We start from the raw sequence: 26,446 nt of genomic DNA on the forward strand, positions 1-26,446 counted from the left end.
TATGATTAAAAAACTTTTCCTTTTCTGTATTCTCTTTGCATTTCAATTCATGGTTTTTGCCCAGAATGGAAATGTAAAACCATTGACGATTGGGGAAATCAGAACGCTAAAATCAGAAATTTTAAAAGAGGAAAGAAACTTAAACATCTATCTTCCACAGAATTTTGATAAAACAAAATCATATCCGATTATCTATTTGTTGGATGGAAGCATGAATGAAGACTTTATCCATGTTTCTGGATTGGTGCAGTTTTTCAACTTAATGTATGCAATGCCGGAAACAATTGTTGTCGGAATTGCCAATGTTGACAGAAAAAGAGACTTCACTTTTCATACAGATGTAAAAGATTTACAAAAAGATTATCCAACGACAGGACACTCGGAAAAATTCATCAGTTTTCTTGAAAAGGAATTAAAACCCTACATCCAAAGTCAGTTTAAAACGACTGATACTTATTTGTTCGGTCAATCTCTGGGCGGACTTTTAGCGACAGAAATATTGTTGAAAAAACCTGAACTGTTTAATAACTATTTTATTATCAGTCCGAGTTTGTGGTGGGATGATGAAAGTCTGTTGAAAAATGCCAATCAGCTGTTATCTAAATCTTCCGATACCAAGAAATTTGTTTACGTTTCTGTCGGGAAAGGTGAACATAAAGTGATGATTAAAGATGCAGAAGATTTCTATAATATTCTTCAGAAATCAAAGAAGAAAAACTGGACGGTAGAATATAAAATGATGGATTTAGACAATCATGCTACGATTCTTCACAGAAGTTTATATGAAGGTTTAGTGAAATTGTTTCCTTATCAAGAACCTAAATAATATTTTCAACCTAAATAATATTTATAAAATGAAATTTAGTTTCAGTATTTTTTTGATCATTGGAATTGTTTTAATTGGCTGTAAACCAACAGCTGTTTATAAAGATGTTTCCTTCACAAAAAACAATGCAGGAAAAGAAATTAAACTAAATATTTTCACGCCTAAAAAGACTGATAGAAAATATCCTGTTTTGATTTTTGTACACGGCGGAAACTGGAATACAGGAAATAAAAAAACCTATAATCTGATGGGTAAAAACTTTGCCCGCAAAAATATCGTTGCGGTTATTCCGGATTATACATTGAGCCCGAATGCTGATGTTGATCAGATGACAAAGGAAATTGCAGCAGCAATTAAATTTACAAAAGAAAATGCTGAGAAATACAGTGGAGATTCTCAAAAAATATTCGTTTCAGGACATTCGGCTGGTGGACAGTTGGCAGCTTCTGCGACAATGAATCCAAAATATCAGATTCCGGAAAATACAGTTTCAGGGATTATTTTAATTGATGCTGCAGGAATTGATATGAAAAATTATCTGGAGAAAAATCCACCAACTTCAGAAAGTAATTATGATGTTACATGGAGTAAAGATCCACAGAAATGGAAAGAGGCGTCACCAATCTATTTTATCAACGAAAAGACACCGCCTTTTTTAATTTATGTTGGTGAAAAAACCTATCCATCGATCAAAGTTGCCAATGAAAATTTTTTGGAAGCTCTTCGTCCTTTTCAACCCAACGTAAAACCTGTTTTCATTAATAAAAAACATATTCCGATGGTTGTACAATATTTTTTCCCTTGGAGTAAAAGATTTGATGAAACCTTAGAATTTATAAAAACTTCAGAAAATTAATATTTAAAAATAAAAAATCTAAAAATGCATCAATTATCGGTAAACTGTTAAATTGGTACATTGCTAAATTAAATACGATATGCAAAAATTAAAAAACTATATTCACGGCGAATGGGTAGAAGGTACCGGAAACGGAATTCCTTTGTACAATGCCGTGACAGGAGAGCAAGTTGCTATTTCTGATACAGAAGGATTGAATTTCGAACAAGCCCTCGATTTCGGAAGAACGGTAGGCTACAAAAATCTGTCGTCAATGACTTTCTATGATCGTGGAGAAATGTTAAAAAAAGTAGCGCTTTATCTTCTGGAAAGAAAGAAAAAATATTATGATTTATCTTATAAAACAGGTGCAACACACGCAGATTCTTGGGTAGATATTGAAGGAGGTTTCGGTACATTCTTCACGTATTCAGGGTTGGCAAAAAGAATGCTTCCGAACACTCCTTTTTGGGTAGATGGCGAAACTCAGAAAATTTCTGCCAACGGAACTTTCTTAGGAACTCATATTTTAACACCAAGTGAAGGTGTTTCTGTACAAATTAATGCATACAACTTTCCGGTTTGGGGAATGTTGGAAAAACTCTCAACTTCATTATTGGCAGGTGTTCCTTCAATTGTGAAACCTTCGCCTTATGGTTCTTATTTGACGAACGCAGTTTTTCAGGACATGATTGAAAGCGGTGTTCTTCCCGAAGGTGCGCTTCAATTGGTTTGTGGTGAACCGGGAAATATTTTAGATTACGTTCAGGATGGAGATTCTGTTCTCTTCACAGGTTCTGCAACGACAGGTAGAAAATTAAAATCTTTGCCATCAGTTTCAGGAAATTCGGTGCGTTTTAATATGGAAGCCGATTCTCTGAACTGTTCAATCCTTGGTTTGGATGCAAAACCTGGAACTCCGGAATTTGATCTATTCATCAAAGAAGTTCGTACCGAAATGACTACGAAAGCCGGACAAAAATGTACAGCAATCAGAAGAATTATCGTTCCTGAAAACTTAATTGGTGATGTTCAAAATGCCTTGTCTAAGGCTTTAGATCAAACTAAAATAGGAAATCCGTTAAGCAAAGAAACAAGAATGGGTTCTTTGGTTGGAAAACAGCAGTACGACGAAGTTTTAAGAAAAGTAGACATTCTGAAAACTGAAAACGAATTGATTTACGACGGAAAGCACGAGCTTGTAGATGCAGATTACGAAAATGGTGCATTTATGTCACCAAAATTGTTCTTAAATGATTCTCCATTTACTAAAAATATCTCTCACGATGTCGAAGCTTTCGGTCCGGTTTCTACCTTGATGCCTTACAAAGATGCGGAAGAAGCTGCAGCCTTGGCGAAAAGAGGAAAAGGAAGTTTGGTGGGCTCAATTGTTTCTCACGATGAGAAATTTGTAGCAGAGACTTCTTGGAAAATGGCTTCTCAGCACGGTAGAATTTTCGTTTTAAACAGAGATAATGCGAAAGAAAGTACAGGTCACGGTTCGCCACTTCCGACATTGATGCATGGAGGTCCTGGTAGAGCAGGAGGCGGTGAGGAAATGGGTGGATTGAATGGTCTTCATTTCTTCCTTCAGAAAACAGCAATTCAAGGTTCGCCTGATATTTTGACCGCTATTACCAAAGTTTACCAGCAAGGTGCAGAGAAAAAATATTCAGATAAACATCCTTTCCAAAAATATTTTGAGGAAGTTGAGGTGGGAGATTCTCTGGAAACAGCCGGTAGAACGGTTACTGATGCAGACATTGTGAACTTCTCCAATGTTTCTTGGGATCATTTTTACGCTCATACGGACGCAACGAGTTTGTCGGGAACTATCTTCGATAAAACCGTTGCTCACGGATATTTTATTCTTTCTGCAGCGGCAGGTTTGTTTGTTTCAGGTAAAAAAGGTCCTGTTATTGCAAATTACGGACTGGAAAACTGTTCGTTCTTCAAACCCGTTTATGCAGGAGATACGATTACGGTTTATTTAACAGCAAAAGAAAAAATCAACAGAGGAGTAAAAGGAAGAAACATTCCTTCGGGGGTAGTGAAATGGCTGGTTGAGGTAGTGAACCAAAGAGAAGAGGTAGTCTGTGTAGCGACGATTTTAACTTTAGTGGCAAAACATTCTCCATTTATTGATTTTAAAGTTCAGAATATTCAGAAAAAATTGAATGGTTTGACTGAAAATTCAGAGAAATTATTTGGAAATATGACTCCGCAATTAATGGTTGAGCATTTGGAAGAAGTTCTCAGAAACGGCTTCGGTGATTTGAAACCTGAAGATTTCCCGGAAATTCCTGCTGAGAAATTAGAAAAACTTCAGGACTGGTTGTATACAGATCAGAAAATCCGTCCGGGAGCGCAATATCCTTTATGGAAAGAAGGCGAAGTTCCTCAGAATAAAAATAAAAATCTGGATGAAGCTAAATCGAAATTAATTGAAACCTTGAAAGAATTTACGGTTTATTTCAAAGAAAATCCTTTTGCAGAACATTACAATCCAAGATTCGGGAATTTGAATAAAGAAATGATGGAGCTTTTCCAAAGAAAACATTTCACACATCATTTTGAACAGTTTGGATTATAGTAACAATACGATAATGAGATAGTTTTCACAGCATTCACAATTAATCTAATTTGATTGTATTGTTTTAAGGAAAATTATTTTAAATGAAATGAAATCGTTCCTTAGTAATGTAATCTGTGTAGAAATAAATATTAATGCCCCATTTCGCACACATTATTTTCTACACAGATAAAACACGGAAATTGCCCATAATTCATCCATGTGAATTTGCATGAAAATTTTAAAATTAAAAGAAAATAAAAAATAATTAATGGAACCATTTGTAGCATCAGAAATTAAAAATAATATTGCAGAAATTACATTCGGAACGGAAAAAAGCAACGCTCTACCGGGTGCAATTCTAGAAAAATTAGCAGAAACCATTCTTTCAGAAGGAGCAAAAAAAGAAGTAAAAGCAATTCTGGTTAAAAGCGTAGGTGAAAAAGCTTTTTGTGCAGGAGCCAGCTTCGACGAACTATTGGCCATCGACGAATTAGAGGCATCTACAAAATTCTTTGGAGGTTTTGCAAAAGTTTTGAATGCCATGAAAAATTGTGGTAAAATTGTTGTAGCAAGAGTTCAAGGGAAAACAACCGGTGGTGGAGTAGGATTAGCTTGTGGTGCAGATTATTGTTTTGCAACCAAAGACTCTGCTTTAGCTTTAACGGAGATCAACTTAGGAATTGGACCTTTCGTAATTGGCCCTTATGTAGAAAGAAAAATAGGAAAATCTCAGTTTTCTGCCATGGCAATTGATGCAGATTTTAGGTCGGCAGAATGGGCGGTGCAGCACAATATTTACCATTCAGTATCAGAAAACATTGCTGAGATGGATTCCAAACTTGATAAGTTTTTAAATACTTTGGCTTCAAGAAGTGAAGACGCTTTAGCTTTAATCAAAAAAGTATCTTGGGAAGGCACAGAGCATTTTAATGAATTGATGCCTGCAAGAATTCACATGAGTGCAAGTTTGATTCTTGAGGATTCTGCAAAGAAAAATATTGAAGCAATAAAAGAAAGATTGAGAACGAAATAATTAAACGTGTTGTTAGGACTTGAAATCCTAACAACACCTATTTTATTAACTCTTCAACAAATTAATAGAAACCGTTGCCAACTCAGAATTTGGAAATTTTCTGAATAATTCTCTATCAATCTGCAATCCCGTTTCTAAACATATTTTCTTAAAAACATCTACTTCCAAAATATATTGGTCTGAAAAACCATGAGTTGCTTCGTAAGCTGTTGCCGGAGTTTTCCCTAAATTCTCTGCCGTCAGTTTCGAATCTAAAGCATGAAGTTCGATGATAAGAAGTCCGTTTTTGCGGATATAAGGAAGCCAAAGTTCAAGATGTTCTTTTAAACTTTCTTCAACTAAATTGTTAGGTAATCTTTTGCCACGATGTGCAAATGCTCCGCTGGAAGTACTTATTCTCTCAGGCTTTTTGTTTTCTGGAGCTTTCCAAACTCTATTGTGATCTAGAAACGTTCTAATATTTAGTAAATCTGAAAGCTCAATCTCGTAATTTTCTTTTAAATCCTCAGCCAACTGTTTCGGATTTCCGATGTCGCCCCAGATTACTTTTGCCCAAATATCATTGTTGATGAGGTTTGCCCTAGTTACCTTCAATGCAGCCTGATTATAATCTGCCCCTACCAAAAACAAAGGGTGTTCTTCCAGCATTTTCCCACGAAGCGTGTATCTTTCAATCGTTTCAAAAATGTGCTGAATAAATGCGCCGTTTCCGCAACCCATATCCAATACACCTTTCGGCTGCAGATGAATAGGTTGATTGAAAATCTGAATAATAAAATCATTCGCCACTTTAAAATAATTGGAATGCGAACCGCCGCTTCCCCAAACATTCATCGCTCGGTCTACATGAATTTCATCTTCGCCTTCGGAGATTTCTCTTATTTTGGATGCGTCTCCAAACAGAAGATCATCCATTTTATTGAGCAAAGGAAGATAAGAAACTGTAACGCCATACGATGCAGCTCTTTTGGCAAAGTAAATTCCGGTTTCGGTAAATTTATAATTGTCGACAGTTTTTTTAAACCATCCTAAATAGGTCAGAAAATCTAAAATCACCTCAAAATTATCAGCGTTTTTATGAAATTCTGCCGCTTGAAATGAGGTTTCCATAAAATATTTATGGAACATCCCTGTCATTCCGAGATAAACGATCACCGGACCGATGATGCATCCTTCGATGTGTTTTAAAATTTGCTCCTGAATATTTTTTTCTTCTGCATCATCAGAAAGCTGAATCCCGAAATTATTTTTAACAGCATCACTCAATTGTGTAAACTCTTCAATAAATGAATTTTCGTTGATTTGGTCTTTAATATTGGTAGAAAGCTTCAAAAAAGGAATCACTTTTAGATAAAGTAAGCTATATTTTTGAAGAAATTGAGTTGTAGGATTTACGGAAATCGAAATATTGTCATTTTCATTGTCAACATCATAATCCAAAAAACCTTGAGATGCCATTGCCCGAATTGCTACATTCAGATATCCTTCGTTGGCTTTGAACTCTTGAACAAGATCATTCAAAGACAATTTTTGTCGGTCAATAATGAAAGCAATGATTTCTTTTTTCATGAGTGAAGCAACTACAGGCGCACTTACAACTCCATCCAAATGTCTGAAAATTTCTGATCGCAAAGTTTCTTTGTCCATACAAAACATTTTTTTAAAGTTAAGAATTTGTATAAAATATTTGAATAAAAGTTTTGCTGTTTAAAAATAAAATATAACTTTGCAATTCAAAGTTCTTTTATATGGAGTCAAAAAACTATCACGAAGACTTATCACACATCCGTTCTATGATGGAGCGGTCGTCACGTTTTATTTCGTTAAGCGGTTTATCTGGAGTAGTTGCCGGTTTGGCAGCGATCATTGGGGCGGCTTATGTATATTTTGTTTTCCAAAGAGAAGGAATTGATTACTTTGACGGCGATAGGAATATTTTTGGAAAAGAATTGGTAAAGGAGCTTGTTGTCATTGGTGCAGTCATTCTGGTTGTTGCCGTTTCGTGCGGATATATCTTCACAGCTAATAAAAGCAAAAAGAAAGGATTAAAAATCTGGGATGCAACCACAAGAAGGCTTTTGGTGACATTTGCTGTTCCTTTAGTTACGGGTGGGTTATTTTGTCTGGTGCTTCTGTATCATCATTTATTTGTCTTGGTAGCTCCGGCAACATTGATTTTCTACGGATTGGCTTTGGTAAGCGCAGAAAGATATACTTTGACAGATATTAAGTATTTAGGATATTGCCAGATTGTTTTAGGATTGCTTTCCTTCCTGTTTTTAGGTTGGGGATTGGTTGCATGGACAATTGGTTTTGGGGTGCTGCATATAGTTTATGGGCTGATTATGCATCGAAAGTATAAGTAATTGTTATGGAGGTTTTTATCATTATTGTAATTTTATCCATAATTATCTATGCAATATTTTACAATTATTTAAAGAAACGAATAAAAAATAAAAATTATAGAATAATAGTAGGAATTAGCTTGTCATGTTTTATTGGTATCATTTTATATATGGTATTTGTAGGTGCTTTTATTTACGCTTTAACGACAGAAAAGCATCGAGAATTTGAAAGAGAAAGATGGATTCTTGTGGGTGAAGATATTAATAAAAGATTAAGCAGATTTGAAATGATTGATGATTTAATTGATAGCAAATTTTTGATCAAAAAAGATAGTTTACAGGTAAGGCAAATCTTAGGAGAACCTGATTGGAGAGATAAAGAAAATAATAAATGGACTTATGAAGCAGGAACAGGTGGAGGTTTCGGTTTTGTAGATCATTACTTAGATATTTATTATGATGCAGACAATAAAGCCACGAAATTAGAACACCGACAAATTAAAGATTAAAGCATAAAAAAAAATAATGATCAACATTTCAAAACTCAACAAAGAATTCGAAAGCCGTGTAAGATTGGGCATCATGTCCGTTCTGATGGTTAACGACTGGGTTGATTTTTCTGAGATGAAAAGTTTATTGGAAATTACAGACGGAAATATGGCAAGTCACAGCAATGCGTTGGAAAAAGCCAATTACATTGAAGTAAAGAAAGAATTTGTCGGTAAAAAACCAAAAACTTCATACCGTGTAACTCAAAACGGAAGAATTGCTTTTACTGAACATTTAGATGCCTTAGAAAAATTAATAAAGAGATAAACACTATATTTTTTTGAAAATTAACTTTGAAATACAAAGTACTTTTAATAAATAAAATTAATGATGATACAAAAACAAAAAACAATAATAATTTATTCTGTTGTCGCCCTATTAATGGGAGTTGCGGTGCTCGGAAATCTATTTTCTAAAGAGTTCAACTGGTCTTCCTCTGATTTTCTTATTGCAGGAACTATTTTATTAGGTACAGCTCTTATTATCGACACTATTCACCGAATTGTTAAGAACAGAACCTACAAATTCCTCTTATTCATTGCAGTTTTATTTGTGATGATTCTCATTTGGGTAGAGCTAGCGGTTGGTTTTTTCGGGACACCTTTTGCCGGAACTTAATTTTCATTTTTAAAAGTAATGACAAGAAAACATTTTCTAAAAAAACTTTTGCAGCTTTCTGCAGTCGGAGCTTTGCCTTTTCTTTATTCATGGCAGATAGAACCTTTTTGGGTAGAATTTGTAGAAAGAAAACTTCCAGTTAAGAATCTTCCTGAACATCTTGAAGGAAAAATTCTAATGCAGATTTCAGATTTGCACGTAGGAAACCGTTTTGATTGGAATTTTTTGATTGAATCTTTCCAAAAAACCAAACATTTCAATCCCGATTTTGTGGTCTACACAGGAGATTACGTGAATCACGGAACTTCAGAAGATCATAAAAATTTAAGAAAAGTAATGGAAAATGCAGTCTATGGTGGTTTAGGAACATTTGGAATCTTGGGAAATCATGATTATGGTGATCAATGGAAAGACTTGGGTTCTTCGGAAACTATTTGTAAAATTCTTCAAGATTCTGGTGTAACAATGCTTCGTAACCAACAAAAAGAATGCAACGGGCTGAATATTATTGGTTTAGATGATTTGTGGTCACCCAATTTCGATCCGATGAAAGTGATGAAAGATTATGATGCCTCAAAAGCCAATTTGGTTCTTTGTCATAATCCTGATGTTTGCGACAAAGATGTCTGGAATGGTTACCAAGGCTGGGTTTTGAGCGGTCATACGCATGGTGGACAATGTAGAATACCAGGAGTGATTACGCCGATTCTTCCCGTGGAAAACAAAAAATACATCTCTGGTGAAATTGATTTGGAAGATGGTAGAATGTTGTACATCAATCGAGCCATTGGGCATTCTTTTCAAGTAAGGTTTATGGTAAGGCCGGAAATTACAGTTTTTACTTTAACTCTAGATTAAAAATTTAAAGATGAAAAATAAAGATATTATGAACATTGGAAAATTTACTTTTCTCACTTTTTTAATTCTCGGAAATATTTGCCTTATCGGATATATGATTGCTAAAATTGAGGCTCTTGCTTACTATGGATTTGTTCTGTTGCTGTTTGCTACTCCTGTTAATTTGGTAGTGATTATTATATTAATTATTTACGGAATAATTCATCAGTCATATTTAAAAGATTGTATCAAAGCATCATTAATTATCTGCTTTAATATTCCGATTGCAATTCTATATTTTTATTTAGGAATGTTTCTAATGGATTTTTAATTCCGGATAATTATTTAATATCAAAATACATAAATTATGAAAAAACTACGCACAAAATTTATCATTTTCATGTACGAAAACTCGCAAAAACAGTACAGAAAATATTTTAAAAAGAAAAAAAGACAGTGGCAGTTTAATGAAAAACAATTGCTGAGCTTTCATGAAGATTCTTTGGGAAGAACGCTGGGCGAATTCTATCATAATCACGGTTTCAGAATGATCCCCAAGATGGAAAATCACGATGTTTATCACTTGATTACAGATTGCAGTACCAATGTTCAGGACGAAATTGCTATGCAATATCTGCTTTTCGGTAACGGTAAACGCAGCGCTTATCTCCTAGGTGTTCTTGCGTTGGGAACAATCGTTTTCCCCGAATATTTTAAAACGTATATAAAGGCTTTCAAAAAAGGTCAACAAATGAAAATCTTCCATCATTGGAATTTCGAAGAACTTTTATGGCAAAATTTCGACAGTCTAAAAGATTTTATCAAACAAAAAGAAACTCCGGTTTTATTTTAATCATATTTTATTTTCAGTCTAAGCCTTAAACTCACTCTAATGAAAACACATCACTGTATATTCATCTCAGCTTTATTTTTTGTTATTCTTTTTTATAATGAAGAAATCGGTCTCAATTTGGGAGTTCTTGGCATCTCTTATGCGGTTTTATCCTTGTTTAAAACTCCGATTATCCTCAAAAACCGAATTTTTTATCTCTCTTTTGCAACGAGTGTTTTATCTTCAATAGCTTTTGCCTATTATGGAGACGCAATTTCTTTTGTAGCAGAAGTTTCTTCACTTTTACTTTTGTCATTCAAATCTAAACCTACCAGATTGAAAACTTTTATGATTTTGCCGGTTTTCATGACCAGTATTTTCACTTCTATTTACAAGTTCTTTATGTTCAAAGACTGGTTGCCGAAACGGAATGTTTCAGGTTTATGGCAGAAAACTTTGGCGTTTGTGCTCATTCCTTTGCTTTTTGCAATTGTATTTTTCATCATTTACTCGGCGGGAAGTGATTCTTTTGCTGCAGTTTTTGATGATTTTAATATAGACATCAATCTCTGGAAGATTTTCTGTTTGTCGGTTTTAGGACTTTTCATCGCTTTCAACTTCTGGAATTTTGCAGTAGAGAGAATCATTTTTAAAAACAACCATTCATTGGATAACGAATTTTCTAAGAAGAGAATTGCACTTCAGCCAACTTTTTCATTTCTAGATTTTAATTCTGAAAGAACAAGCGGAGTCGTTTCATTAGCGGTTCTTAATATAATGTTGCTGTTTTTCATTGGAACTTACACTCATGAGCAGTTTTATCAAATAGAAAAATCTCCGGATTATATGTCGGAAGAAACTCACAACAGAGTAGAAGCTGTAATTGGATCAATCATCATGGCGATTTTGGTGATTATGTTTTATTTCAAATCCTATTTCAATTTTGATCCAAAAGCTTATTGGCTCAAAGTTTTGGCTAAATTGTGGATTTTTCTAAATCTTGTTTTACTTATTGTAACGGCAGCCAAAAATACAGAATATCTCATTCTACATGCGTTTACGTATAAAAAATTGGGAGTGTATGCTTTCTTATTGCTTTCTGCTATAGGTTTGATTGTTACTTTTATTAAAATTCAGAAAAAGAAAACCAATGCCTATCTTTTCAACTCTATGGTTTGGGCTTTTTATGGAACGGTTTTAGCTTGCTCTTTCATCAATTGGGGCGGATTTATTACCATGCAAAACAGTAAAAGAAGTGATTTTGCTACTAATTTTCATCTGCAATCTATAAGTTTTAGTGAAAAACAATTGCTGAAACATGCCAAAGAAAAAAACAATGAACAGCTTTTAAAAGAAGTTATTTCTAAAATTGAAGAGAAGCAAAAGACAAGGTTTCTTTCTAGAAATTTGTTTTATGAAACGATTAACATTAAGTAATATGAAATACGCCACAATAGTCATCGCCATCTTATTTTTACATTCATGCCAAAAAGAAAAAACAGAAGTAAAAAATCAAAATAATGATTCAGTACTCGTTAATGAGCAAAAAGAAAACCAAGCTTTGGGCGAAACAGTAGCAGTTAGTATGAAAGATTCTGTCATCAACAATGCCCCTAAAACCAAAGAGGTTTTAGAAAAAGGGGTAATGAGAGAAGAGAATGATAGAGTTATTATAAGAATTGCAGACGGGGAACGTCTTCCGTTTACAATAGGAGAAAAATTTACAGAAGCTCATGATAAATTGATTCTTAAAATTACAAATTTTAATAAACCTACTATTTCTGCAACCATAAAAGTGAAAGATAAAAATCAAAACATAAGATTTAACCAAATAAAAATGCCAAGCGGAGCTATGTATGGTCCTTTTAGTAAAGAATTGAAATATGATGTAGAAGGGAAGGGCGAAGTATGGCTTATTATTGGCAAAAACAATATGGCAGATGGAAATACTAGTGGAGATTTTTCTGTAACAGTAGAGTAATTGGTATAATTTCTGTTCCCCAAATAAAAAAAGATTTAAAATGAAAAAAATAGTAGCAACATCCATATTCGCATCTCTCGTTTTAATGAGCTGTGGTGCCGTGCAGTCTATTGTACAAAATACATTTCCTTATACTACAAGTGTTCTAGTCTCTACAGGAGTGCCTGCAGACAAAGAAGTTTCATCAACGTCAACAGCCACCAATGTACAAACATGGTTTGGAGGAAACAACAATGCGCAGATAAAAGATGTAAGAATCTCTGATGCCAAGATTTCGGTAACTTCACCCAGCGGAGGAAGTTTGAGTGCTCTAAAATCTATAAAAATTTATATTTCATCAGACGGAACCAGCGAAAAACTAGTCGCTTCAAGATCAAATATATCTACAACATCATCAGGCCTTAATCTGGATTTGAATAACGAAACAGGATTTTTAGATTCTGTGGTGAAAAGTTCGGGAGTTACTGTAAGAACGGTTTATGAACTAAAAAATCAAACTTCTTCTGATATGAACCTGAAAGTTGCTTTAAATTTCAGCAGCGTACCTGTAAGATAACAACAGCGAAATAAAAAAATGTCTTTCAAATTGTTTTGAAAGACATTTTTTGTAAATAGGAATAAAGTTTATTTAACGTCTACCAGCTCAACATCAAAAATGATTGTAGCTCCCGGTGGAATAGCACCTCCTGCACCCTGATCTCCGTAAGCCAAATCTGCAGGAATATAGAATCTGTATTTCGCGCCTTTGCTCATCAGTTGTATTCCTTCAGTCCATCCTCTGATTACGCTGCCAAGATTTAAATCAATAGGAGCGCCTCCATTTTTATCTGTAGAGTCAAAAACAGTTCCGTCAAGCAATTTTCCTGTATATTTTACCTGAACCATCCCTGTAGCTGTAGGTTTTGTCTTACCGTCACCTTCCTGCAAAACTTCGTACTGTAGACCAGATGCAGTAGTTTTCACTTTTGGATTTTGTTTGTTTTTAGCAAGAAATTCAAGGCCTTTTTTCTTATTTTCGCCTGCTTTGGCAGTAGATTCTGCATGCTTTTTTTCTTCCTGCTTCTGCATGAAACCTTGCATAAAAGTATTCATGTCAGCTTCCGGGAATAACTTTGTTTTTCCTTCCAAGTCTTCTTTGATGGCTTGGGCCAAAAGGTCTGCATCTACTTTAAAACCTTCTTTCTTCATGTTTTGGGCAATGTTTAGCCCAATATAATAAGATGCTTTTTGGTCATCAGTGTATTTGTCTGTAGATTTTTGTTCAGTTGCTTGCTTGTCGTTTTTCTGAGCACAAGAAATGCTGAATATTGCTAAGGAAAGCAATGCAATAGTATGTTTTTTCATTTTTTATATCTATTCTAAAATTTAAGATTACAAAACTAATGAATATTGTGGGAAATAAATTAATTCATACTTAGAGTCTGTTTAAAAATAATTAAAAAAGAAAATTTTCAAGACTATTTTCTTTTCTCCTAACCTAAACAGGTTCTTAAATAAAAATGCTTTCCCTATTTCGAGAAAGCATTAAAAAACAAGGAACACATTTTATTTGATTCTAAAAATCGATATTTCTGCAGATCGATTATCGAGTAGGCTTAAGTTAACACCACCTTTTACAATTCCAAATCTGAGAGATTCGCCAGCCTGAAATTGATAAATATGACTGATTTGACCTTGTGTTAAAGAGACGCTTACCACTATAGGGATGAGTGCAACAGTAATATTAAGAAGATTTACTCCGCCAAACTGTCTGTAGTCTAACCGAGTGCGTGTGCCAGTAGTAGATGTTTTTAAAATGGCTACACCTGGAGTACCGCCAGATAGAAGCTCTGCAGTTAATCCGCTTCCTGTTCTATAGCTGTAATTAATTTGATAAAGACCTGTTGATGGAACAATGTATTCATCATTTGTAATCAGAGAAGAACCCATTTGATTTTCAATTACCGATGTTGTAGTGCTTAATGGCAGGTAATAAAAGTCGCTTGCAAATAATCCTGCACTCAAACTTAAAAGATTAATGTTTCCGTTAAGTTTTGCTGCGTATGCACCATCACCGGTTCCATTTGAAGATGGTGTTGCGAGACCGTCTGGTAAAATTTGCCATAAACCTGTTCCTGTGCCATTAGACTCATCTGCATCATAGATGAATAATCCGCGACTAGTAATGCCTGAAGTTTTGGGTTCTGTGGTTATAGTACCAGGTGCGGTTACATAAACTATTGTGCCATTTTGAGCAGATCCGTAAAGCGCAGCATTAGCTCTCAGCTCGTCACCAGTCACTCGGGGTGGAATAATTCCTTGTGGTTTGCTTGCATCTGTACCTTTGGAAACATCTAGTGTTGCTTTGGGATCATCTGTATTAATGCCTACTTGGGCATTGATGCTGTAGCTGCATAGAAGAGCAGTGAACAAAATGTAACATTTTTTCATAATATTAAGTTTTTAGGTGATGTTAATTTAAGAAAATTTAATAGAATAATTATAATAATTATACGGTTGTATTGTAAATTAATATAAAATAATCTATTACGTATGTGTATTTTGCAATCGTTTGTATTTGTAACTAATAAAGGTTACTTTTATTAAATGTGGATTTAATAAGATTTCGGAGTGATTTTACAACAATAAAATCACTAAAATAGGAAGTAGGAGTTAAGTTTTTGTTTTTGAATCCATTAAAATAGTAACAGGACCATCGTTTAATAGTGATACTTTCATGTCTGCTCCGAAGATGCCGCATTCGGTTTTTAATCCAGATTTTGAGATTTCTTCTTTGAAATAATCGAATAGAGGAATGGCTTTATCAGGCTTAGCAGCTTTGATAAAAGAAGGTCTGTTGCCTTTTTTGTAATCGGCAACGAGGGTAAATTGGCTGATGCATAGAATTTCACCGAAAATATCTTTTACAGATAAATTCATTTTGCCATCAGAATCAGAAAATATTCTGAGATTTATGATTTTTTGAATCAACCAGTCAGCATCGGTTTTTTCGTCTTGTTCATCAATGCCAATGAGGAGCATCAATCCTTTTTTTATTTCTCCTGCGATTTTTCCATCCACTTTTACGCTGGCCTCAGAAACTCTTTGAATAACTACTCTCATTTAGAAATAAACATTTAAGGTATTGGTGGAAGCATCATAATTATAAAGATAGGTTTTTGGAGGGAGCGAGGTTCCTGAGGTGGGGTTTCCTGTAAGTAAAATCCAAGTGGCATTATCTTTAGGGCAAACAATGCTGATGTTGTCTTTTACTTCTAGTGTGGTGTTGGTGTCGGGGCAGAGATGAGGTGCATTTCTGTCGTATACTTTAAAGGTGTTTCCGGAACCTCTTACAATGATTAAACCGCGTGTGCCAGATTGTTGTTCGTTGATGTACTTCCAGCCTTGTGGCTGTGTGAGTTCAAAGTAATTAGGAAGATTTAGGTTTAAAGAAACATTGATGGGAGCATTGGGGAAACAATTTACTGTATCGTTAGTGTTTCTGCAAGAATTCAGTGTTAAATTGCTGAAAATCAGAATTATTGAAAATATGATGAGAGAAAAAGTTTTTTTCATTTGAATTGAAATTTTTATATATTTGTAAAACAATAACGATTAACAAGCAAAAACATTGTCCGACAAATGTCGGATTATTTTTTTATACTAAAACAAAATTTTAAAATTATGGCAAGCTATGTAACAAAGGAAGGATTGGATAAAATGAAAGCCGAGCTTGAGCAATTGGAAAAAATTGAAAGACCTAAAATTACCCAACAGATTGCAGAAGCAAGAGATAAAGGAGATTTGTCTGAAAACGCAGAGTACGACGCAGCAAAAGAAGCTCAGGGAATGCTCGAGATGAGGATTTCTAAACTGAAAGACGTGGTTACAACTTCTAAAGTGATCGACGAGACTCAGCTAGATACATCAAAAGTTTCAATCTTAACCACGGTAAGATTGATGAATAATGATACAAAGAAAGAACAAGTTTTCAAATTGGTTCCGGATAACGAAAGTGATTTGAAATCGGGTAAAATATCTGTGAATACACCCATTGCTAAAGGTTTATTGGGGAAAGTTATTGGCGAAACAGCAGAGATTGTATTGCCAAACGGAAATAAACTTTCTTTTGAGGTTTTAGAAATTACTTTGTAAAAAAAAAATAGATTTCGTTACAATGAGCACAATATTTACAACAATCGTCAACGGAGAAATTCCTGCTTACAAAATCGCTGAAGATGAAAATTTCTTGGCTTTTTTGGATGCAATGCCTTTGGTAAAAGGTCATACATTGGTTATTCCGAAAAAAGAGGTCGATTTGATATTTGATCTTGATAGTGAAGAATACAAAAATCTATGGTCATTTGCTCAAAAGGTAGCAAAAAAAGTAAAAAGTGCAGTTCCGTGTGTGAGGGTTGGTGTAGCAGTTGTGGGGCTTGAAGTACCACACGCGCACATTCATCTCATTCCGCTCAATCAGGTTGAGGATATGAATTTCAAAAACGAAAGACTCAAACTCACTCCCGGAGAATACATCGAAATTCAAAATTCAATTATTAATTCTTAACAAACATGGAAGGTCGTAAAAAAGAAATTTTTTACGATTTTCTTTCCTTATATATCTAAATAAAATGAATCCAAACCAATGTTCTTTCTGTGGAAGAAAGAGAAGTGAAGTACAGATGCTGGTTTCAGGGCAAAATGGTTTTATCTGCGAAAGCTGTATAGAGCAGGCACACTCTATAGTGAAAGATACTGCGTCAACAGATTCTGCTTTGTCACCGGCAGCCAATATGGAAGATTTGAAAAAACCCAAACAGATTAAAGAATTTCTTAATCAATATGTTATAGGGCAAGATCAAGCAAAAAAACAACTTGCGATAGCGGTTTATAATCATTATAAAAGACTGCTGCATGCTCAAGTGGAAAACCGAGAGGTAGAGTTGGAAAAATCAAACATCATTATGATTGGTGAAACCGGTACGGGGAAGACACTCTTGGCTAAAACTATTGCTAAAGAGCTGAATGTGCCATTTTGCATTGTTGATGCTACAATTTTAACTGAGGCTGGGTATGTGGGTGAAGATGTTGAAAGTATTCTTTCTAGACTTTTGATGGTAGCAGATTACGATGTTGAAAAAGCGGAAAAAGGAATCGTGTTCATCGACGAAATCGACAAAATTGCAAGAAAATCAGACAATCCAAGTATTACAAGAGATGTTTCTGGTGAAGGAGTGCAACAAGGTTTGCTGAAACTTTTGGAAGGAAGTATTGTAAACGTTCCGCCTCAGGGAGGAAGAAAGCATCCGGATCAAAAATATATTCAGGTAAATACTCAAAATATCTTATTTATTGCCGGTGGAGCATTTGACGGCATCAAAGAGATCATTGAAAGAAGAATGAATAAGCAGGCGATTGGTTTCAGTGCAGAAAAAATTAATAAAGTAGATGAAGAAGAATATATTTTGAGAAGCATAAATGCTATTGATCTTCGTACTTTTGGGCTTATTCCAGAGCTTTTGGGGAGATTTCCTATCATCACTTATCTAGAAAAATTAACCAAAGAAACCATGATTCAGATTATGAGGGAACCAAAAAATTCTATTGTCAATCAATTTGTTGAGCTTTTCAAGATGGATGGTACCAAACTCGAATTTACTGATGCAGCAATCGAAAAAATTGTAGACGATACAATGGAGAAAGGTCTGGGTGCTAGAGGTCTTCGTGGTACCACAGAAAAAGTGCTTGAAGATTATATGTTTAGTGTAGGAGAGCAAGAAGAAATAATATTAACTTAAGATAAAATTTTTCTTAAATACCTGATATTATTTTTTTTAAACTAAAATTATTATATCTTTGCATTTGAATATTGTATTAACACATAATATATTATACAATGAAAAAAAATTTATTAACTATAGGACTTTTAGCTTTAGCTTATTCTGTTCAGGCGCAGAGTACAGTCCTAAATGTAGGAAACACAGCTAAATTCTACATTAGCAAAAACACTTTAGTATACAATGGCGGAAGTGTAAGGTTCGTAGGTAGTGGTCAGGTAGAAAATCACGGTAATGTGATGGTTGTAGGTACTAGTTCAGATACTTTTACAACGGTTACGAGTACTGGTGTTGCAAAAACACCTGACGCAGATCTTACTACTGGTATTTATGCACCAGGAGCAACTCCCAATTTTATTAACAAATTAAATGAGCCCACGAACTTTGGTTTACCCAATGTTCCTGATTTTCCTGTAACTGCCGAAGACGAGTCCCAAAGGTACACTTACGGGCAGTTGTTTGTTAGTGGTATAACTCAAAATGGACTTCAGGGTTATGTAGATCAGGAATATAGGCAGCTTAATCATGGCGCTTATCAACAAATTGGTATGCCATTCTTTAATAAAGCATATTCTACTTTAAGTACAGAATTAGGAAAAACTTTCACTACAGCAAGGGGAAGTCAGAATGATGTTCTTACTTGGAACAATCCAAACGTGGTTTTTGATCATGTCACGAATTTATCAAACACAATGATCAATCCTAAAACCTATGTTATTTTAGGAACTGGAGGTGGTCTTAATTTCCAAACCGGAACAAAAACATTTAAAGGAAGACCGGTTGCTGAAGAATCTGCAGCTAGCCAATTGATGCAAAATGCTGGTGCCAATGTGACGTTTGGAACAGGAGGTGGAGGTTATAATCAGTATAACGAAAAATATTACACATACCTGCAAGATGGATTTCATCTAGCAACAACAGGTAATACAGCTTGGACTGGGAATTACGGTAAAAACATCTATCAGTATTCAAACCCATTTATGACCAATCTTGATTTGTCAGGTTTGGGATTTGAAAATGTTGGTGGACCAGATTCAGATGGAGATGGAAACCAGCTGAATAATTTTTACGGTGTAAGACTTGAGGTTTCAGGTGTTACTTACTCAACTGCAGTAGGAGGTAATACAGCTAGTTACAAGTATGTTACAAGAGACTCAGGGTCTGGCAAGCTTACTATAGGAGATGTATATTTTCTTAATGTAAGACCAATGGGTACCTTCGTTTTGAAATTTCAAAATAATGGTACAGTAAATCCTGCTCAGCATACCCTAAATTTTCAAAATCTAAGAAGATTTAATTATCTGCCTAGAGCAACTGCTACTCCATACACTGTAACTGCCGCAAAAAATGGTGCTGCTTCTACAACAAAACAGCTTACAGTTATTGGTCTTAATGCAGCAGGAGAAGAGCTTGGTAGAACCTATTATGTAGTTTCTCCAGAAGCTGCAACAGGTAATTCTTCTAACTCAAGAATGCAGGTAACTGCATTTTCAACCAACGTAGTAGGAACATATGAAGAAGATCCAGCAGGAGGTTATGATACAAATGTTTGGAATAACTATTGGTTGTACATCAACGAAGCAAATGAATCTAACTTTACAGGTAAAAATGTGAAATTAGCGAAATACAGTGCTGATGTTGTTTCATATAAATTTGAAGTAAAAGAAAACGGAGTTTTAATTGCAGATAACACACATACGCTTTCATCAGGGATAGGATTCTATTTTAGACCAGATAACGGAGCTTTGCAAGAAGCTAAACAAGGTAATACGGTTGCTGCAAGTCAACAATTCTCAGATTTGTACTACGGCGCTCCTAGTAGTGTTGTTTTAGGTACAAATGATACTAAAAAACCATCTAGAACAATGGTTATTTTCGTACCAGATATTAATGATTACATAGTAAGATTTGATCCAAACTGGAAGAAAGCTGATATTACAGTTTACGACATGAGTGGTAAATTGGTATTAACTAAAAAAGATGTAAAAACAGATAAAGATTTTGTTATCGATTTAGATGACAACATTAAAAATGGATACATCGTAAATATTCTTTCAGATAATGGTGAAAAGGTAGCAACTAAGATATTAAAATAAACACTATGAAAATCACTAATAAACTATTCTTATTCGTATTAACAATAACATCTTTTGTAAGTATACTTGCTCAAGGACCTATAAGTCCTCCAGGTACACCAGGAGGTGGAGCACCAGGAGGTACAACCCCAGGAGCACAATCTATACCAGTTGATATGTATACTTACGTACTTGCTATTGTAGCAATTACAATGATTGTATTTTTTACTAAAAAATATAAATCTCAAAAAATATAAAATTATATTAAAATATACTTAACTCTCTGATTTTTTCAGAGAGTTTTTTTATTTTTACATTATGAAAAAGATTTTCGCATCAGCAACTTTGTTTGTCGCTTTGGGTATTAATGCTCAATTTTCAGTAACCATTAAAGCACCTGATAATTTTAAAGAGCAAGAAGCAATTTTATATAGTTTGAATGGTTCTAAAGATATCATATTCACAAAAGAAACTATAAAAAAGAATACTTGGATTTTCAAGTTTCCGAAAAACTATGTCGGTATGATGAAAGTTGTCTTACCAAATACCAATAACAGTTTCAATTTTATTTCTGAAAATAAAAATGTAGAAATAAACCTCGAAACCAACGGAGACAAAGTCAAAAATATTATTTATTTGGATGAGGCCAATTCTGTGATGAATTCTATTCAGGAAGGCTCTCAAAAAAAAGAAATAATTCTTCCGGCATTGATTCAGATTAAAGAATATTATAAAGGCATAAGTGATTTCGGAAAGGCTCTAGATGCTGAAATTTCTAAGCTTACTAATAAATATGATGCTGATTTTTCAAATCATCCCTTTATTAACTATTACAACACCAACTACAACAAATTTTTGGTTGCGGATAATTCTAAAAACGTTAAGCAAGATGATATCATCAACTTTATCGATAAGTCAAATGATATGTTAGAAACGTCTTCACTGCTAAGACCTATTTTAGTTTCCTATCTAAATGTTGGAGGTAATAATAATGTCACAGTATCTGTAGATAAACTATTAGAAACACTAAAAGTAGAAACACCACGAGGACAAACAGTTTTATCTGAAATTATAGATATTTTTGATGCCTATGATATGAAGGAGTTTAAAAATAAATACCTTACTCAGGCTAAAAATTTGAAATGTACAATTACAGACAGATTGGCTAAAACAATAAAAACCAATGCCGATGTAGAGATTGGTGCCACATTTCCAAACTACAACTTTCATTCTGCGGTGAATACACAATCTAAATCTTTAGCAGATGTAAAAGCGAATAATAAAGTAATCGTTTTTTGGTCTTCTACATGTTCGCATTGCGAGAATGAACTTCCGCAGCTGCTAGCAAAATACAAGGATATGAAAACGAAAAATATAGAAGTCGTTGCTTTTTCTTTGGACACAGACAAAGAAGCTTACTCTAAAAAAATTGCAGCATTTCCTTGGATCAACGATTCAGAATTAAAAGGATGGAATAGCAGTTTTACAGAAAAATACAACATCCATGCAACTCCTACCTATTTTATTTTGGATGCTAATAACAAGATTATCAATAAGCCAGACCATGTAGGTGATGTTTTAGAATATTTTAAGTTAAAATAATTTTGGAGATATGTAAATATTTTCTATATTTGCACCACCAAAACGGCGAGGTAGCTCAGTTGGTTAGAGCGCAGGATTCATAACCCTGAGGTCACGGGTTCAATTCCCGTCTTCGCTACAAAAACCCCTTTTATTAAGGGGTTTTTTTGTTTTTATACTTATTTTTTTTAATTTTTCACTTTACGTTTGTTATTGACATGAAAGAGCAGGATACTGCATCATTCCAAAATGTATATTTTTATTTACTAGCTTTAATACTCAGAAAATAAAAAAAATACAGCAAATTGATCATGATTTTAAAAAATAAAAGTATCCATCTTTTTTTTCTATTAACTACACTTCTGTTGTCTCCTGCTATGAAAAGCCAAGACAAATTTCCAGACGGAACACCAATCCCAAAATGGTTTAAAGAAAACAAACCAACAGAAATCAACAAATTAGGCAAGAAATACAGCGTTACAGCCAACGGCGTGAAGAATGACAGTACAATTCTTCAAACCAAAGAAATTCAGGCAATCATTGATTTGGCTGCGAAAAACGGTGGTGGAGTAATTGTTGTTCCAAAAGGAACTTTTCTTATCAGTTCGCTTTTCTTCAAGCAGGGAACACATTTGCATTTAGAAAATGGCGCAAAATTAAAAGGAAGCGATGATATTAATGATTTTCCGGTAGTAAACACTAGAATAGAAGGCCAGACCGTAAAATATTTTCCGGCTTTAATTAATGCTGATGGATTAAACGGGTTTACGATTTCCGGTAAAGGAACTTTGGACGGAAACGGACTTCGTTTCTGGAAATCTTTCTGGAAAAGACGCGAATGGAATCCTAAATGTACCAATATGGACGAAATGCGACCTAGAATTATTTATGTTTCAAACTCAAAAAATATCCAAATTGAAGGCATTACAATTAAAAATTCACCATTCTGGAGCACGCATTACTATAAAAGCGATTTTGTAAAACTATTAAACCTTACCATTATCGCTCCCAAAGAACCCGTAAAAGCGCCAAGTACAGATGCGGTTGATATCGATGCCTGCACCAATTTCTTGATTAAAAATTGCTACATGTCAGTTAACGATGACGCAATTGCTCTGAAAGGCGGAAAAGGTCCGAAAGCCGATAAAGACTCAAATAATGGAGAAAATAGAAACATCATCATCGAAGACAATAGTTTCGGATTTTGCCACAGCGTTTTAACTTGCGGAAGCGAATCTATACACAATTATAACGTGATTCTTCGTAATTCTAAAGTGAAAGATGCATCAAGATTATTACACTTGAAAATGCGTCCAGATACGCCTCAGCATTACGAATATCTTACCGTGGAAAACATTACCGGAAATGTAAAAACTTTCCTCTATGCAAAAGGCTGGAATCAGTTTTTTGATTTAAAAGGTGAAGAAAAACCAAAAAAAGGATTGGTAAACAACATCACGTTGAAAAATATCGACATCAGTTGCGAAACAGCATTTTCTATTGAAAAATCAGATTTGTTTGACCTTAAAGATTTTACTTTTGAAAATTTAAAAATCAAAGCTTTAAAACCTGAAATGGAAAACCTGATCAACATTCAAAATTTAAAGCAAAAAAACAGTAATATAACCCAAGTCGCTTCTCTTACGCAATCTTACGATAAAAAAGACGATTCAGATATTGCCACAAAATGAGTTGCTTTTCCAAAATATTCGTCTTCTTATGCTTTTGCTCTCAGTTTCTGCATTCTCAATCTAAGGAAATTCAATTCCTGAGCGGTACAGATTCTGAGCATACCAAAGAATGGGATTTTTGGATCACTGGCGGAAGAAAATCTGGAAGTTGGGATAAAATTAGGGTGCCTTCACAATGGGAACAGCAGGGATTTGGCTCGTATAATTACGGACGAGATTATGTAACCTACGGAAAGAATTTTAAATTCAATGATGAAGTAGGCCTCTACAAACACCAATTTTCGGTTCCTAAATCTTGGAAAGGAAAATCGGTGAATATCGTTTTTGAAGGTTCAATGACGGACACCGAAGTGAAAATCAACGGTAAATTGGCAGGAGCAATTCATCAAGGCGCTTTTTATGAATTTAAATATGATATTTCTGATAAAATCCTATTCGGAAAAGACAATATTCTCGAAATTAAAGTTTCAAAAATGTCTGCTGATAAATCAGTCAACAATGCAGAACGTTTGGCTGATTATTGGATTTTAGGTGGAATTTTCAGACCGGTTTATCTAGAAGCAAATCCAAATGAGAACATTTCATCAACATCAATTGATGCCAAAGCAGACGGCAGTTTCCGTTCGAATATTCATTTAAAAGCAATCCAATCGGTCAATAATTTAAAGGTTGAAATTTTTGATTCTAAAAATAATTTAGTAGGAGAATCTCAGATTCAAATTCATAAAGGAGATACTTTAAAACAGATTCAGTTTTCGGTTAACAATCCAAAACTGTGGACAGCTGAAACACCCAATTTGTACAAAGCTAAATTCAGTTTAAATAAAAACAAAAAAAACATCTTCTATAGCGAAGAAAAATTCGGTTTCCGCACGATTGAAATCCGAAAAGGTGACGGAATTTACGTCAACGGAACCAAAATCAAAATAAAAGGCATCAACCGACACGCTTGGTGGCCAGAAACTGGAAGAACGGTCAATAAAAACATCGATTTGATGGACGTTCAGCTCATCAAGGAAATGAATATGAATGCCGTTCGCTGTTCGCATTATCCACCCAATAAATCCTTCCTTCAGATTTGTGATTCTTTAGGTTTGTATGTTTTGGATGAATTGGCAGGTTGGCAAAAAAAATACAGCACCGAAGTTGGCAAAAAACTCGTGAAAGAAATGGTTACGAGAGATGCCAATCATCCTTCCATCATTTTCTGGAGCAACGGAAACGAAGGCGGGCATAATTTTGATTTAGATAAAGAATATGCAAAATACGACTTGTCAAACCGTCCTGTCATTCACGCACATCACAAACCTGGAAATGCTTTCAACGGTATCGACTGCAACCACTACGAAGACTATTACAGTACAAAAAAAATCTTTGAAGGTGAAAATATTTATATGCCGACCGAATTTCTCCACGCCCAGGATGATGGCGGTGGCGGAACATCTTTGGCAGATTATTGGGAACTTCACTGGAAATCCAAAAATGGCGCAGGTGGCTTTCTTTGGGCGTTTGCAGATGAAGGTTTGGCACGAACCGATTTTAATAATCAAATCGATGTAAACGCGATTAACGCTCCGGACGGAGTTGTGGGACCTCATCGTGAGAAAGAAGGAAGTTTCTATGCCATCCGAGAAATTTACAGTCCGGTAAAAGTTGATTTAAAAATAGTACCGAATGATTTTAACGAAATCATTCCTGTTGAAAACCGCTATCATTTTACCAATTTAAATGAATGTAAGTTTGAATGGAAATTGGTAAAGTTTAAAACGCCTTTTTCATCAGAATCTGGTTTTGATTTGATTCAAAAAGGAAAAGCAGAATCTCCGAATATTAAACCAACAGAAAAAGGAAATATCAACCTCAATCTTCCTGCGAACTGGAAAGAAAATGAAGGTTTATTATTAACTGCAACTGACAAATTCGGTAAAGAAATTTATACCTGGACTTGGAAGATTCAGTCTAATGATGATATTTCAAAACAGTTTAGAAAAGGGTTAATCAAAGAATTTTCTGTCTCAGTTATAGAAAAAGATTCATTATTCATCTTAAAATCAGACGAGAAAGAATTTTCTTTCGGGAAAAAAGACGGATTATTAAAGACAGTCATTTTAGACAAAAAAAGCAAAAAAATGACGTTCAGAAATGGACCAGTTTTCGTGAACGGAAAAATGGAGTTGTCATCCATCAAATCTTTTACAGAAGCACAAAATCAATTGATTGAGGTAAAATATAAAGACGGAAATAAAATTATTTGGAAACTCAATCCAAATGGAATTTTAGAACTAAATTATGAATATTCGTTATCTGGAAATTATCAGTTCGCAGGCGTTAGTTTTGATTATCCCGAAAATTATGTTATCAGCGCAAAATGGTTGGGCAAAGGTCCATATCACGTTTGGAAAAACAGAACTCAAGGACAAACTTATAATGTATGGCAAAATTTGAGAAACTCAACCCGAACTGGCGTTTCGCCTTTGATTTATCCTGAATTTAAAGGTTATTTTGATAATGTTTCTTGGTTGCAACTGAATACCGCAGAAGGAAAAATCACCGTTGGTACAAAAGAAGAAAAAATGTTCGTGAGACTTTTTGATTTTTATGGAATCTACGGTGCTGAAGGTTTTCCGAAATTGCCAGCGGGAAATATTTCGTTTTTAGATGCGATTCCGCCATTGGGAACTGTTTTAGCTTTTAATATTAATAATGAAACCTCAACTTTAGGTCCTGAAAGTGAGCCCAATCATTTGAACGGAACTTTTAAAAGAACTTTATACTTTTACTTTGGTTTGCCAGATTTTGAGAATGAAAATAAGCAGTTTACAATGCCCAAAGAAAATATTTTAACTGATTAA

27 protein-coding genes and 1 tRNA gene are annotated in these 26,446 nt (G+C 34.5%); 23 read left to right on the forward strand and 5 right to left on the reverse strand.

Annotated features, from left to right (window positions below; translation table 11 throughout):
• Nucleotide 1: 1 nt before the first annotated feature.
• From BW939_RS03435 to BW939_RS03450, 4 genes are all read left to right on the forward strand, one after another.
• Entirely contained in the window at nt 2-826 is an 825-nt protein-coding gene (locus tag BW939_RS03435; RefSeq protein WP_076449794.1) for an alpha/beta hydrolase, read from the forward strand.
• 28 nt (nt 827-854) lie between these two features.
• Nucleotides 855-1,682 (forward strand): alpha/beta hydrolase, encoded by an 828-nt coding sequence (locus BW939_RS03440; protein ID WP_076449796.1) that lies wholly within the window; start codon nt 855-857, stop codon nt 1,680-1,682.
• 79 nt (nt 1,683-1,761) lie between these two features.
• Nucleotides 1,762-4,254, forward strand: a complete 2,493-nt coding sequence (gene paaZ / locus BW939_RS03445) for a phenylacetic acid degradation bifunctional protein PaaZ (RefSeq protein ID WP_076449798.1) — start codon at nt 1,762-1,764, stop codon at nt 4,252-4,254.
• 250 nt (nt 4,255-4,504) lie between these two features.
• Nucleotides 4,505-5,269 (forward strand): enoyl-CoA hydratase/isomerase family protein, encoded by a 765-nt coding sequence (locus BW939_RS03450; RefSeq protein WP_076449801.1) that lies wholly within the window; start codon nt 4,505-4,507, stop codon nt 5,267-5,269.
• A 45-nt stretch (nt 5,270-5,314) separates the two neighbouring features.
• Here BW939_RS03450 and BW939_RS03455 read toward each other — a convergent pair whose 3' ends face one another.
• Nucleotides 5,315-6,916 carry a class I SAM-dependent methyltransferase gene (locus BW939_RS03455; RefSeq protein ID WP_076449804.1) on the reverse strand — a complete coding sequence of 534 codons (1,602 nt, stop codon included), beginning with the start codon at nt 6,914-6,916 and terminating at the stop codon, nt 5,315-5,317.
• A gap of 101 nt (nt 6,917-7,017) precedes the next feature.
• On the opposite strand from BW939_RS03455, the gene BW939_RS03460 reads away from it, so the two are divergent.
• The 10 genes from BW939_RS03460 to BW939_RS03505 all read left to right on the forward strand — a co-directional run bounded on the left by BW939_RS03460 (nt 7,018) and on the right by BW939_RS03505 (nt 12,987).
• On the forward strand, nt 7,018-7,635 hold the full coding sequence (locus tag BW939_RS03460; protein ID WP_076449807.1) for a hypothetical protein: 618 nt from the start codon (nt 7,018-7,020) through the stop codon (nt 7,633-7,635).
• Between the two features lie 149 nt (nt 7,636-7,784).
• Nucleotides 7,785-8,123: a hypothetical protein gene (locus tag BW939_RS03465; RefSeq protein WP_076449809.1), complete on the forward strand. Its 339-nt coding sequence runs from the start codon at nt 7,785-7,787 to the stop codon at nt 8,121-8,123.
• A gap of 16 nt (nt 8,124-8,139) precedes the next feature.
• The gene (locus tag BW939_RS03470) at nt 8,140-8,430 is read left to right on the forward strand and encodes a winged helix-turn-helix domain-containing protein (protein ID WP_076449811.1); all 291 of its coding nucleotides are present in this window, start codon (nt 8,140-8,142) and stop codon (nt 8,428-8,430) included.
• A gap of 60 nt (nt 8,431-8,490) precedes the next feature.
• Complete coding sequence (locus tag BW939_RS03475) at nt 8,491-8,781, forward strand: hypothetical protein (RefSeq protein ID WP_228417096.1); 291 nt, start codon at nt 8,491-8,493, stop codon at nt 8,779-8,781.
• 18 nt (nt 8,782-8,799) lie between these two features.
• A complete protein-coding gene (locus tag BW939_RS03480; protein ID WP_076449813.1) occupies nt 8,800-9,639 on the forward strand; it encodes a metallophosphoesterase in 840 nt (279 codons plus the stop codon).
• 10 nt (nt 9,640-9,649) lie between these two features.
• Nucleotides 9,650-9,949, forward strand: a complete 300-nt coding sequence (locus BW939_RS03485; protein ID WP_076449815.1) for a hypothetical protein — start codon at nt 9,650-9,652, stop codon at nt 9,947-9,949.
• A gap of 36 nt (nt 9,950-9,985) precedes the next feature.
• Nucleotides 9,986-10,471 (forward strand): Coq4 family protein, encoded by a 486-nt coding sequence (locus BW939_RS03490; RefSeq protein ID WP_076449817.1) that lies wholly within the window; start codon nt 9,986-9,988, stop codon nt 10,469-10,471.
• Between the two features lie 39 nt (nt 10,472-10,510).
• A complete protein-coding gene (locus BW939_RS03495) occupies nt 10,511-11,887 on the forward strand; it encodes a DUF4153 domain-containing protein (RefSeq protein WP_076449819.1) in 1,377 nt (458 codons plus the stop codon).
• The gene (locus BW939_RS03500) at nt 11,865-12,431 is read left to right on the forward strand and encodes a hypothetical protein (protein WP_228417098.1); all 567 of its coding nucleotides are present in this window, start codon (nt 11,865-11,867) and stop codon (nt 12,429-12,431) included. Before BW939_RS03495 ends, BW939_RS03500 begins: the two co-directional genes overlap by 23 nt.
• Nucleotides 12,432-12,471: 40 nt before the next feature.
• Nucleotides 12,472-12,987, forward strand: coding sequence for a hypothetical protein (locus BW939_RS03505; RefSeq protein WP_076449823.1), 516 nt, complete (start codon nt 12,472-12,474; stop codon nt 12,985-12,987).
• Between the two features lie 68 nt (nt 12,988-13,055).
• Here BW939_RS03505 and BW939_RS03510 read toward each other — a convergent pair whose 3' ends face one another.
• The 4 genes from BW939_RS03510 to BW939_RS03525 all read right to left on the reverse strand — a co-directional run bounded on the left by BW939_RS03510 (nt 13,056) and on the right by BW939_RS03525 (nt 15,986).
• The gene (locus BW939_RS03510) at nt 13,056-13,775 is read right to left on the reverse strand and encodes an FKBP-type peptidyl-prolyl cis-trans isomerase (RefSeq protein WP_076449825.1); all 720 of its coding nucleotides are present in this window, start codon (nt 13,773-13,775) and stop codon (nt 13,056-13,058) included.
• A 201-nt stretch (nt 13,776-13,976) separates the two neighbouring features.
• Entirely contained in the window at nt 13,977-14,861 is an 885-nt protein-coding gene (locus BW939_RS03515; protein WP_076449827.1) for a hypothetical protein, read from the reverse strand.
• 222 nt (nt 14,862-15,083) lie between these two features.
• Nucleotides 15,084-15,533 carry a D-aminoacyl-tRNA deacylase gene (gene dtd, locus BW939_RS03520; RefSeq protein WP_076449829.1) on the reverse strand — a complete coding sequence of 150 codons (450 nt, stop codon included), beginning with the start codon at nt 15,531-15,533 and terminating at the stop codon, nt 15,084-15,086.
• Nucleotides 15,534-15,986 carry a hypothetical protein gene (locus BW939_RS03525; protein ID WP_076449831.1) on the reverse strand — a complete coding sequence of 151 codons (453 nt, stop codon included), beginning with the start codon at nt 15,984-15,986 and terminating at the stop codon, nt 15,534-15,536.
• A gap of 108 nt (nt 15,987-16,094) precedes the next feature.
• Between BW939_RS03525 and greA the strand changes: the two genes are divergently transcribed.
• From greA to BW939_RS03570, 9 genes are all read left to right on the forward strand, one after another.
• Nucleotides 16,095-16,565 (forward strand): transcription elongation factor GreA, encoded by a 471-nt coding sequence (greA, locus tag BW939_RS03530; RefSeq protein ID WP_076449833.1) that lies wholly within the window; start codon nt 16,095-16,097, stop codon nt 16,563-16,565.
• A gap of 22 nt (nt 16,566-16,587) precedes the next feature.
• Nucleotides 16,588-16,977, forward strand: a complete 390-nt coding sequence (locus BW939_RS03535; protein WP_076449835.1) for an HIT family protein — start codon at nt 16,588-16,590, stop codon at nt 16,975-16,977.
• Between the two features lie 64 nt (nt 16,978-17,041).
• Nucleotides 17,042-18,208: an ATP-dependent Clp protease ATP-binding subunit ClpX gene (gene clpX / locus BW939_RS03540; RefSeq protein ID WP_076449837.1), complete on the forward strand. Its 1,167-nt coding sequence runs from the start codon at nt 17,042-17,044 to the stop codon at nt 18,206-18,208.
• Nucleotides 18,209-18,306: 98 nt separating this feature from the next.
• The gene (locus BW939_RS03545; protein ID WP_084566578.1) at nt 18,307-20,343 is read left to right on the forward strand and encodes a T9SS type A sorting domain-containing protein; all 2,037 of its coding nucleotides are present in this window, start codon (nt 18,307-18,309) and stop codon (nt 20,341-20,343) included.
• A gap of 5 nt (nt 20,344-20,348) precedes the next feature.
• Nucleotides 20,349-20,579: a hypothetical protein gene (locus BW939_RS03550; protein WP_076449839.1), complete on the forward strand. Its 231-nt coding sequence runs from the start codon at nt 20,349-20,351 to the stop codon at nt 20,577-20,579.
• Between the two features lie 61 nt (nt 20,580-20,640).
• A complete protein-coding gene (locus tag BW939_RS03555; RefSeq protein ID WP_076449841.1) occupies nt 20,641-21,924 on the forward strand; it encodes a TlpA family protein disulfide reductase in 1,284 nt (427 codons plus the stop codon).
• Between the two features lie 44 nt (nt 21,925-21,968).
• Nucleotides 21,969-22,042, forward strand: a tRNA-Met gene (locus BW939_RS03560).
• A gap of 172 nt (nt 22,043-22,214) precedes the next feature.
• Nucleotides 22,215-23,594: a rhamnogalacturonidase gene (locus BW939_RS03565; RefSeq protein WP_084566579.1), complete on the forward strand. Its 1,380-nt coding sequence runs from the start codon at nt 22,215-22,217 to the stop codon at nt 23,592-23,594.
• Nucleotides 23,591-26,446, forward strand: coding sequence for a glycoside hydrolase family 2 protein (locus BW939_RS03570; protein WP_076449845.1), 2,856 nt, complete (start codon nt 23,591-23,593; stop codon nt 26,444-26,446). Before BW939_RS03565 ends, BW939_RS03570 begins: the two co-directional genes overlap by 4 nt.

It is taken from the genome of Chryseobacterium piscicola (assembly GCF_900156685.1).
Classification (GTDB): Bacteria; Bacteroidota; Bacteroidia; order Flavobacteriales; family Weeksellaceae; genus Chryseobacterium; species Chryseobacterium piscicola.

What these genes read in the sequence shown, in the direction of transcription:
- BW939_RS03475 (WP_228417096.1), top strand. Translation starts at nt 8,491, where the DNA reads ATGATGATACAAAAACAAAAAACAATAATAATTTATTCTGTTGTCGCC.
- BW939_RS03470 (WP_076449811.1), top strand. Translation starts at nt 8,140, where the DNA reads ATGATCAACATTTCAAAACTCAACAAAGAATTCGAAAGCCGTGTAAGA.
- BW939_RS03500 (WP_228417098.1), top strand. Translation starts at nt 11,865, where the DNA reads ATGAAACGATTAACATTAAGTAATATGAAATACGCCACAATAGTCATC.
- BW939_RS03545 (WP_084566578.1), top strand. Translation starts at nt 18,307, where the DNA reads ATGAAAAAAAATTTATTAACTATAGGACTTTTAGCTTTAGCTTATTCT.
- dtd (WP_076449829.1), bottom strand. Translation starts at nt 15,533, where the DNA reads ATGAGAGTAGTTATTCAAAGAGTTTCTGAGGCCAGCGTAAAAGTGGAT.
- clpX (WP_076449837.1), top strand. Translation starts at nt 17,042, where the DNA reads ATGAATCCAAACCAATGTTCTTTCTGTGGAAGAAAGAGAAGTGAAGTA.
- paaZ (WP_076449798.1), top strand. Translation starts at nt 1,762, where the DNA reads ATGCAAAAATTAAAAAACTATATTCACGGCGAATGGGTAGAAGGTACC.
- BW939_RS03495 (WP_076449819.1), top strand. Translation starts at nt 10,511, where the DNA reads ATGAAAACACATCACTGTATATTCATCTCAGCTTTATTTTTTGTTATT.
- BW939_RS03555 (WP_076449841.1), top strand. Translation starts at nt 20,641, where the DNA reads ATGAAAAAGATTTTCGCATCAGCAACTTTGTTTGTCGCTTTGGGTATT.
- BW939_RS03535 (WP_076449835.1), top strand. Translation starts at nt 16,588, where the DNA reads ATGAGCACAATATTTACAACAATCGTCAACGGAGAAATTCCTGCTTAC.
- BW939_RS03505 (WP_076449823.1), top strand. Translation starts at nt 12,472, where the DNA reads ATGAAAAAAATAGTAGCAACATCCATATTCGCATCTCTCGTTTTAATG.
- BW939_RS03485 (WP_076449815.1), top strand. Translation starts at nt 9,650, where the DNA reads ATGAAAAATAAAGATATTATGAACATTGGAAAATTTACTTTTCTCACT.
- BW939_RS03460 (WP_076449807.1), top strand. Translation starts at nt 7,018, where the DNA reads ATGGAGTCAAAAAACTATCACGAAGACTTATCACACATCCGTTCTATG.
- BW939_RS03490 (WP_076449817.1), top strand. Translation starts at nt 9,986, where the DNA reads ATGAAAAAACTACGCACAAAATTTATCATTTTCATGTACGAAAACTCG.
- BW939_RS03435 (WP_076449794.1), top strand. Translation starts at nt 2, where the DNA reads ATGATTAAAAAACTTTTCCTTTTCTGTATTCTCTTTGCATTTCAATTC.
- greA (WP_076449833.1), top strand. Translation starts at nt 16,095, where the DNA reads ATGGCAAGCTATGTAACAAAGGAAGGATTGGATAAAATGAAAGCCGAG.
- BW939_RS03515 (WP_076449827.1), bottom strand. Translation starts at nt 14,861, where the DNA reads ATGAAAAAATGTTACATTTTGTTCACTGCTCTTCTATGCAGCTACAGC.
- BW939_RS03440 (WP_076449796.1), top strand. Translation starts at nt 855, where the DNA reads ATGAAATTTAGTTTCAGTATTTTTTTGATCATTGGAATTGTTTTAATT.
- BW939_RS03450 (WP_076449801.1), top strand. Translation starts at nt 4,505, where the DNA reads ATGGAACCATTTGTAGCATCAGAAATTAAAAATAATATTGCAGAAATT.
- BW939_RS03465 (WP_076449809.1), top strand. Translation starts at nt 7,785, where the DNA reads ATGGTATTTGTAGGTGCTTTTATTTACGCTTTAACGACAGAAAAGCAT.
- BW939_RS03550 (WP_076449839.1), top strand. Translation starts at nt 20,349, where the DNA reads ATGAAAATCACTAATAAACTATTCTTATTCGTATTAACAATAACATCT.
- BW939_RS03570 (WP_076449845.1), top strand. Translation starts at nt 23,591, where the DNA reads ATGAGTTGCTTTTCCAAAATATTCGTCTTCTTATGCTTTTGCTCTCAG.
- BW939_RS03455 (WP_076449804.1), bottom strand. Translation starts at nt 6,916, where the DNA reads ATGGACAAAGAAACTTTGCGATCAGAAATTTTCAGACATTTGGATGGA.
- BW939_RS03480 (WP_076449813.1), top strand. Translation starts at nt 8,800, where the DNA reads ATGACAAGAAAACATTTTCTAAAAAAACTTTTGCAGCTTTCTGCAGTC.
- BW939_RS03565 (WP_084566579.1), top strand. Translation starts at nt 22,215, where the DNA reads ATGATTTTAAAAAATAAAAGTATCCATCTTTTTTTTCTATTAACTACA.
- BW939_RS03525 (WP_076449831.1), bottom strand. Translation starts at nt 15,986, where the DNA reads ATGAAAAAAACTTTTTCTCTCATCATATTTTCAATAATTCTGATTTTC.
- BW939_RS03510 (WP_076449825.1), bottom strand. Translation starts at nt 13,775, where the DNA reads ATGAAAAAACATACTATTGCATTGCTTTCCTTAGCAATATTCAGCATT.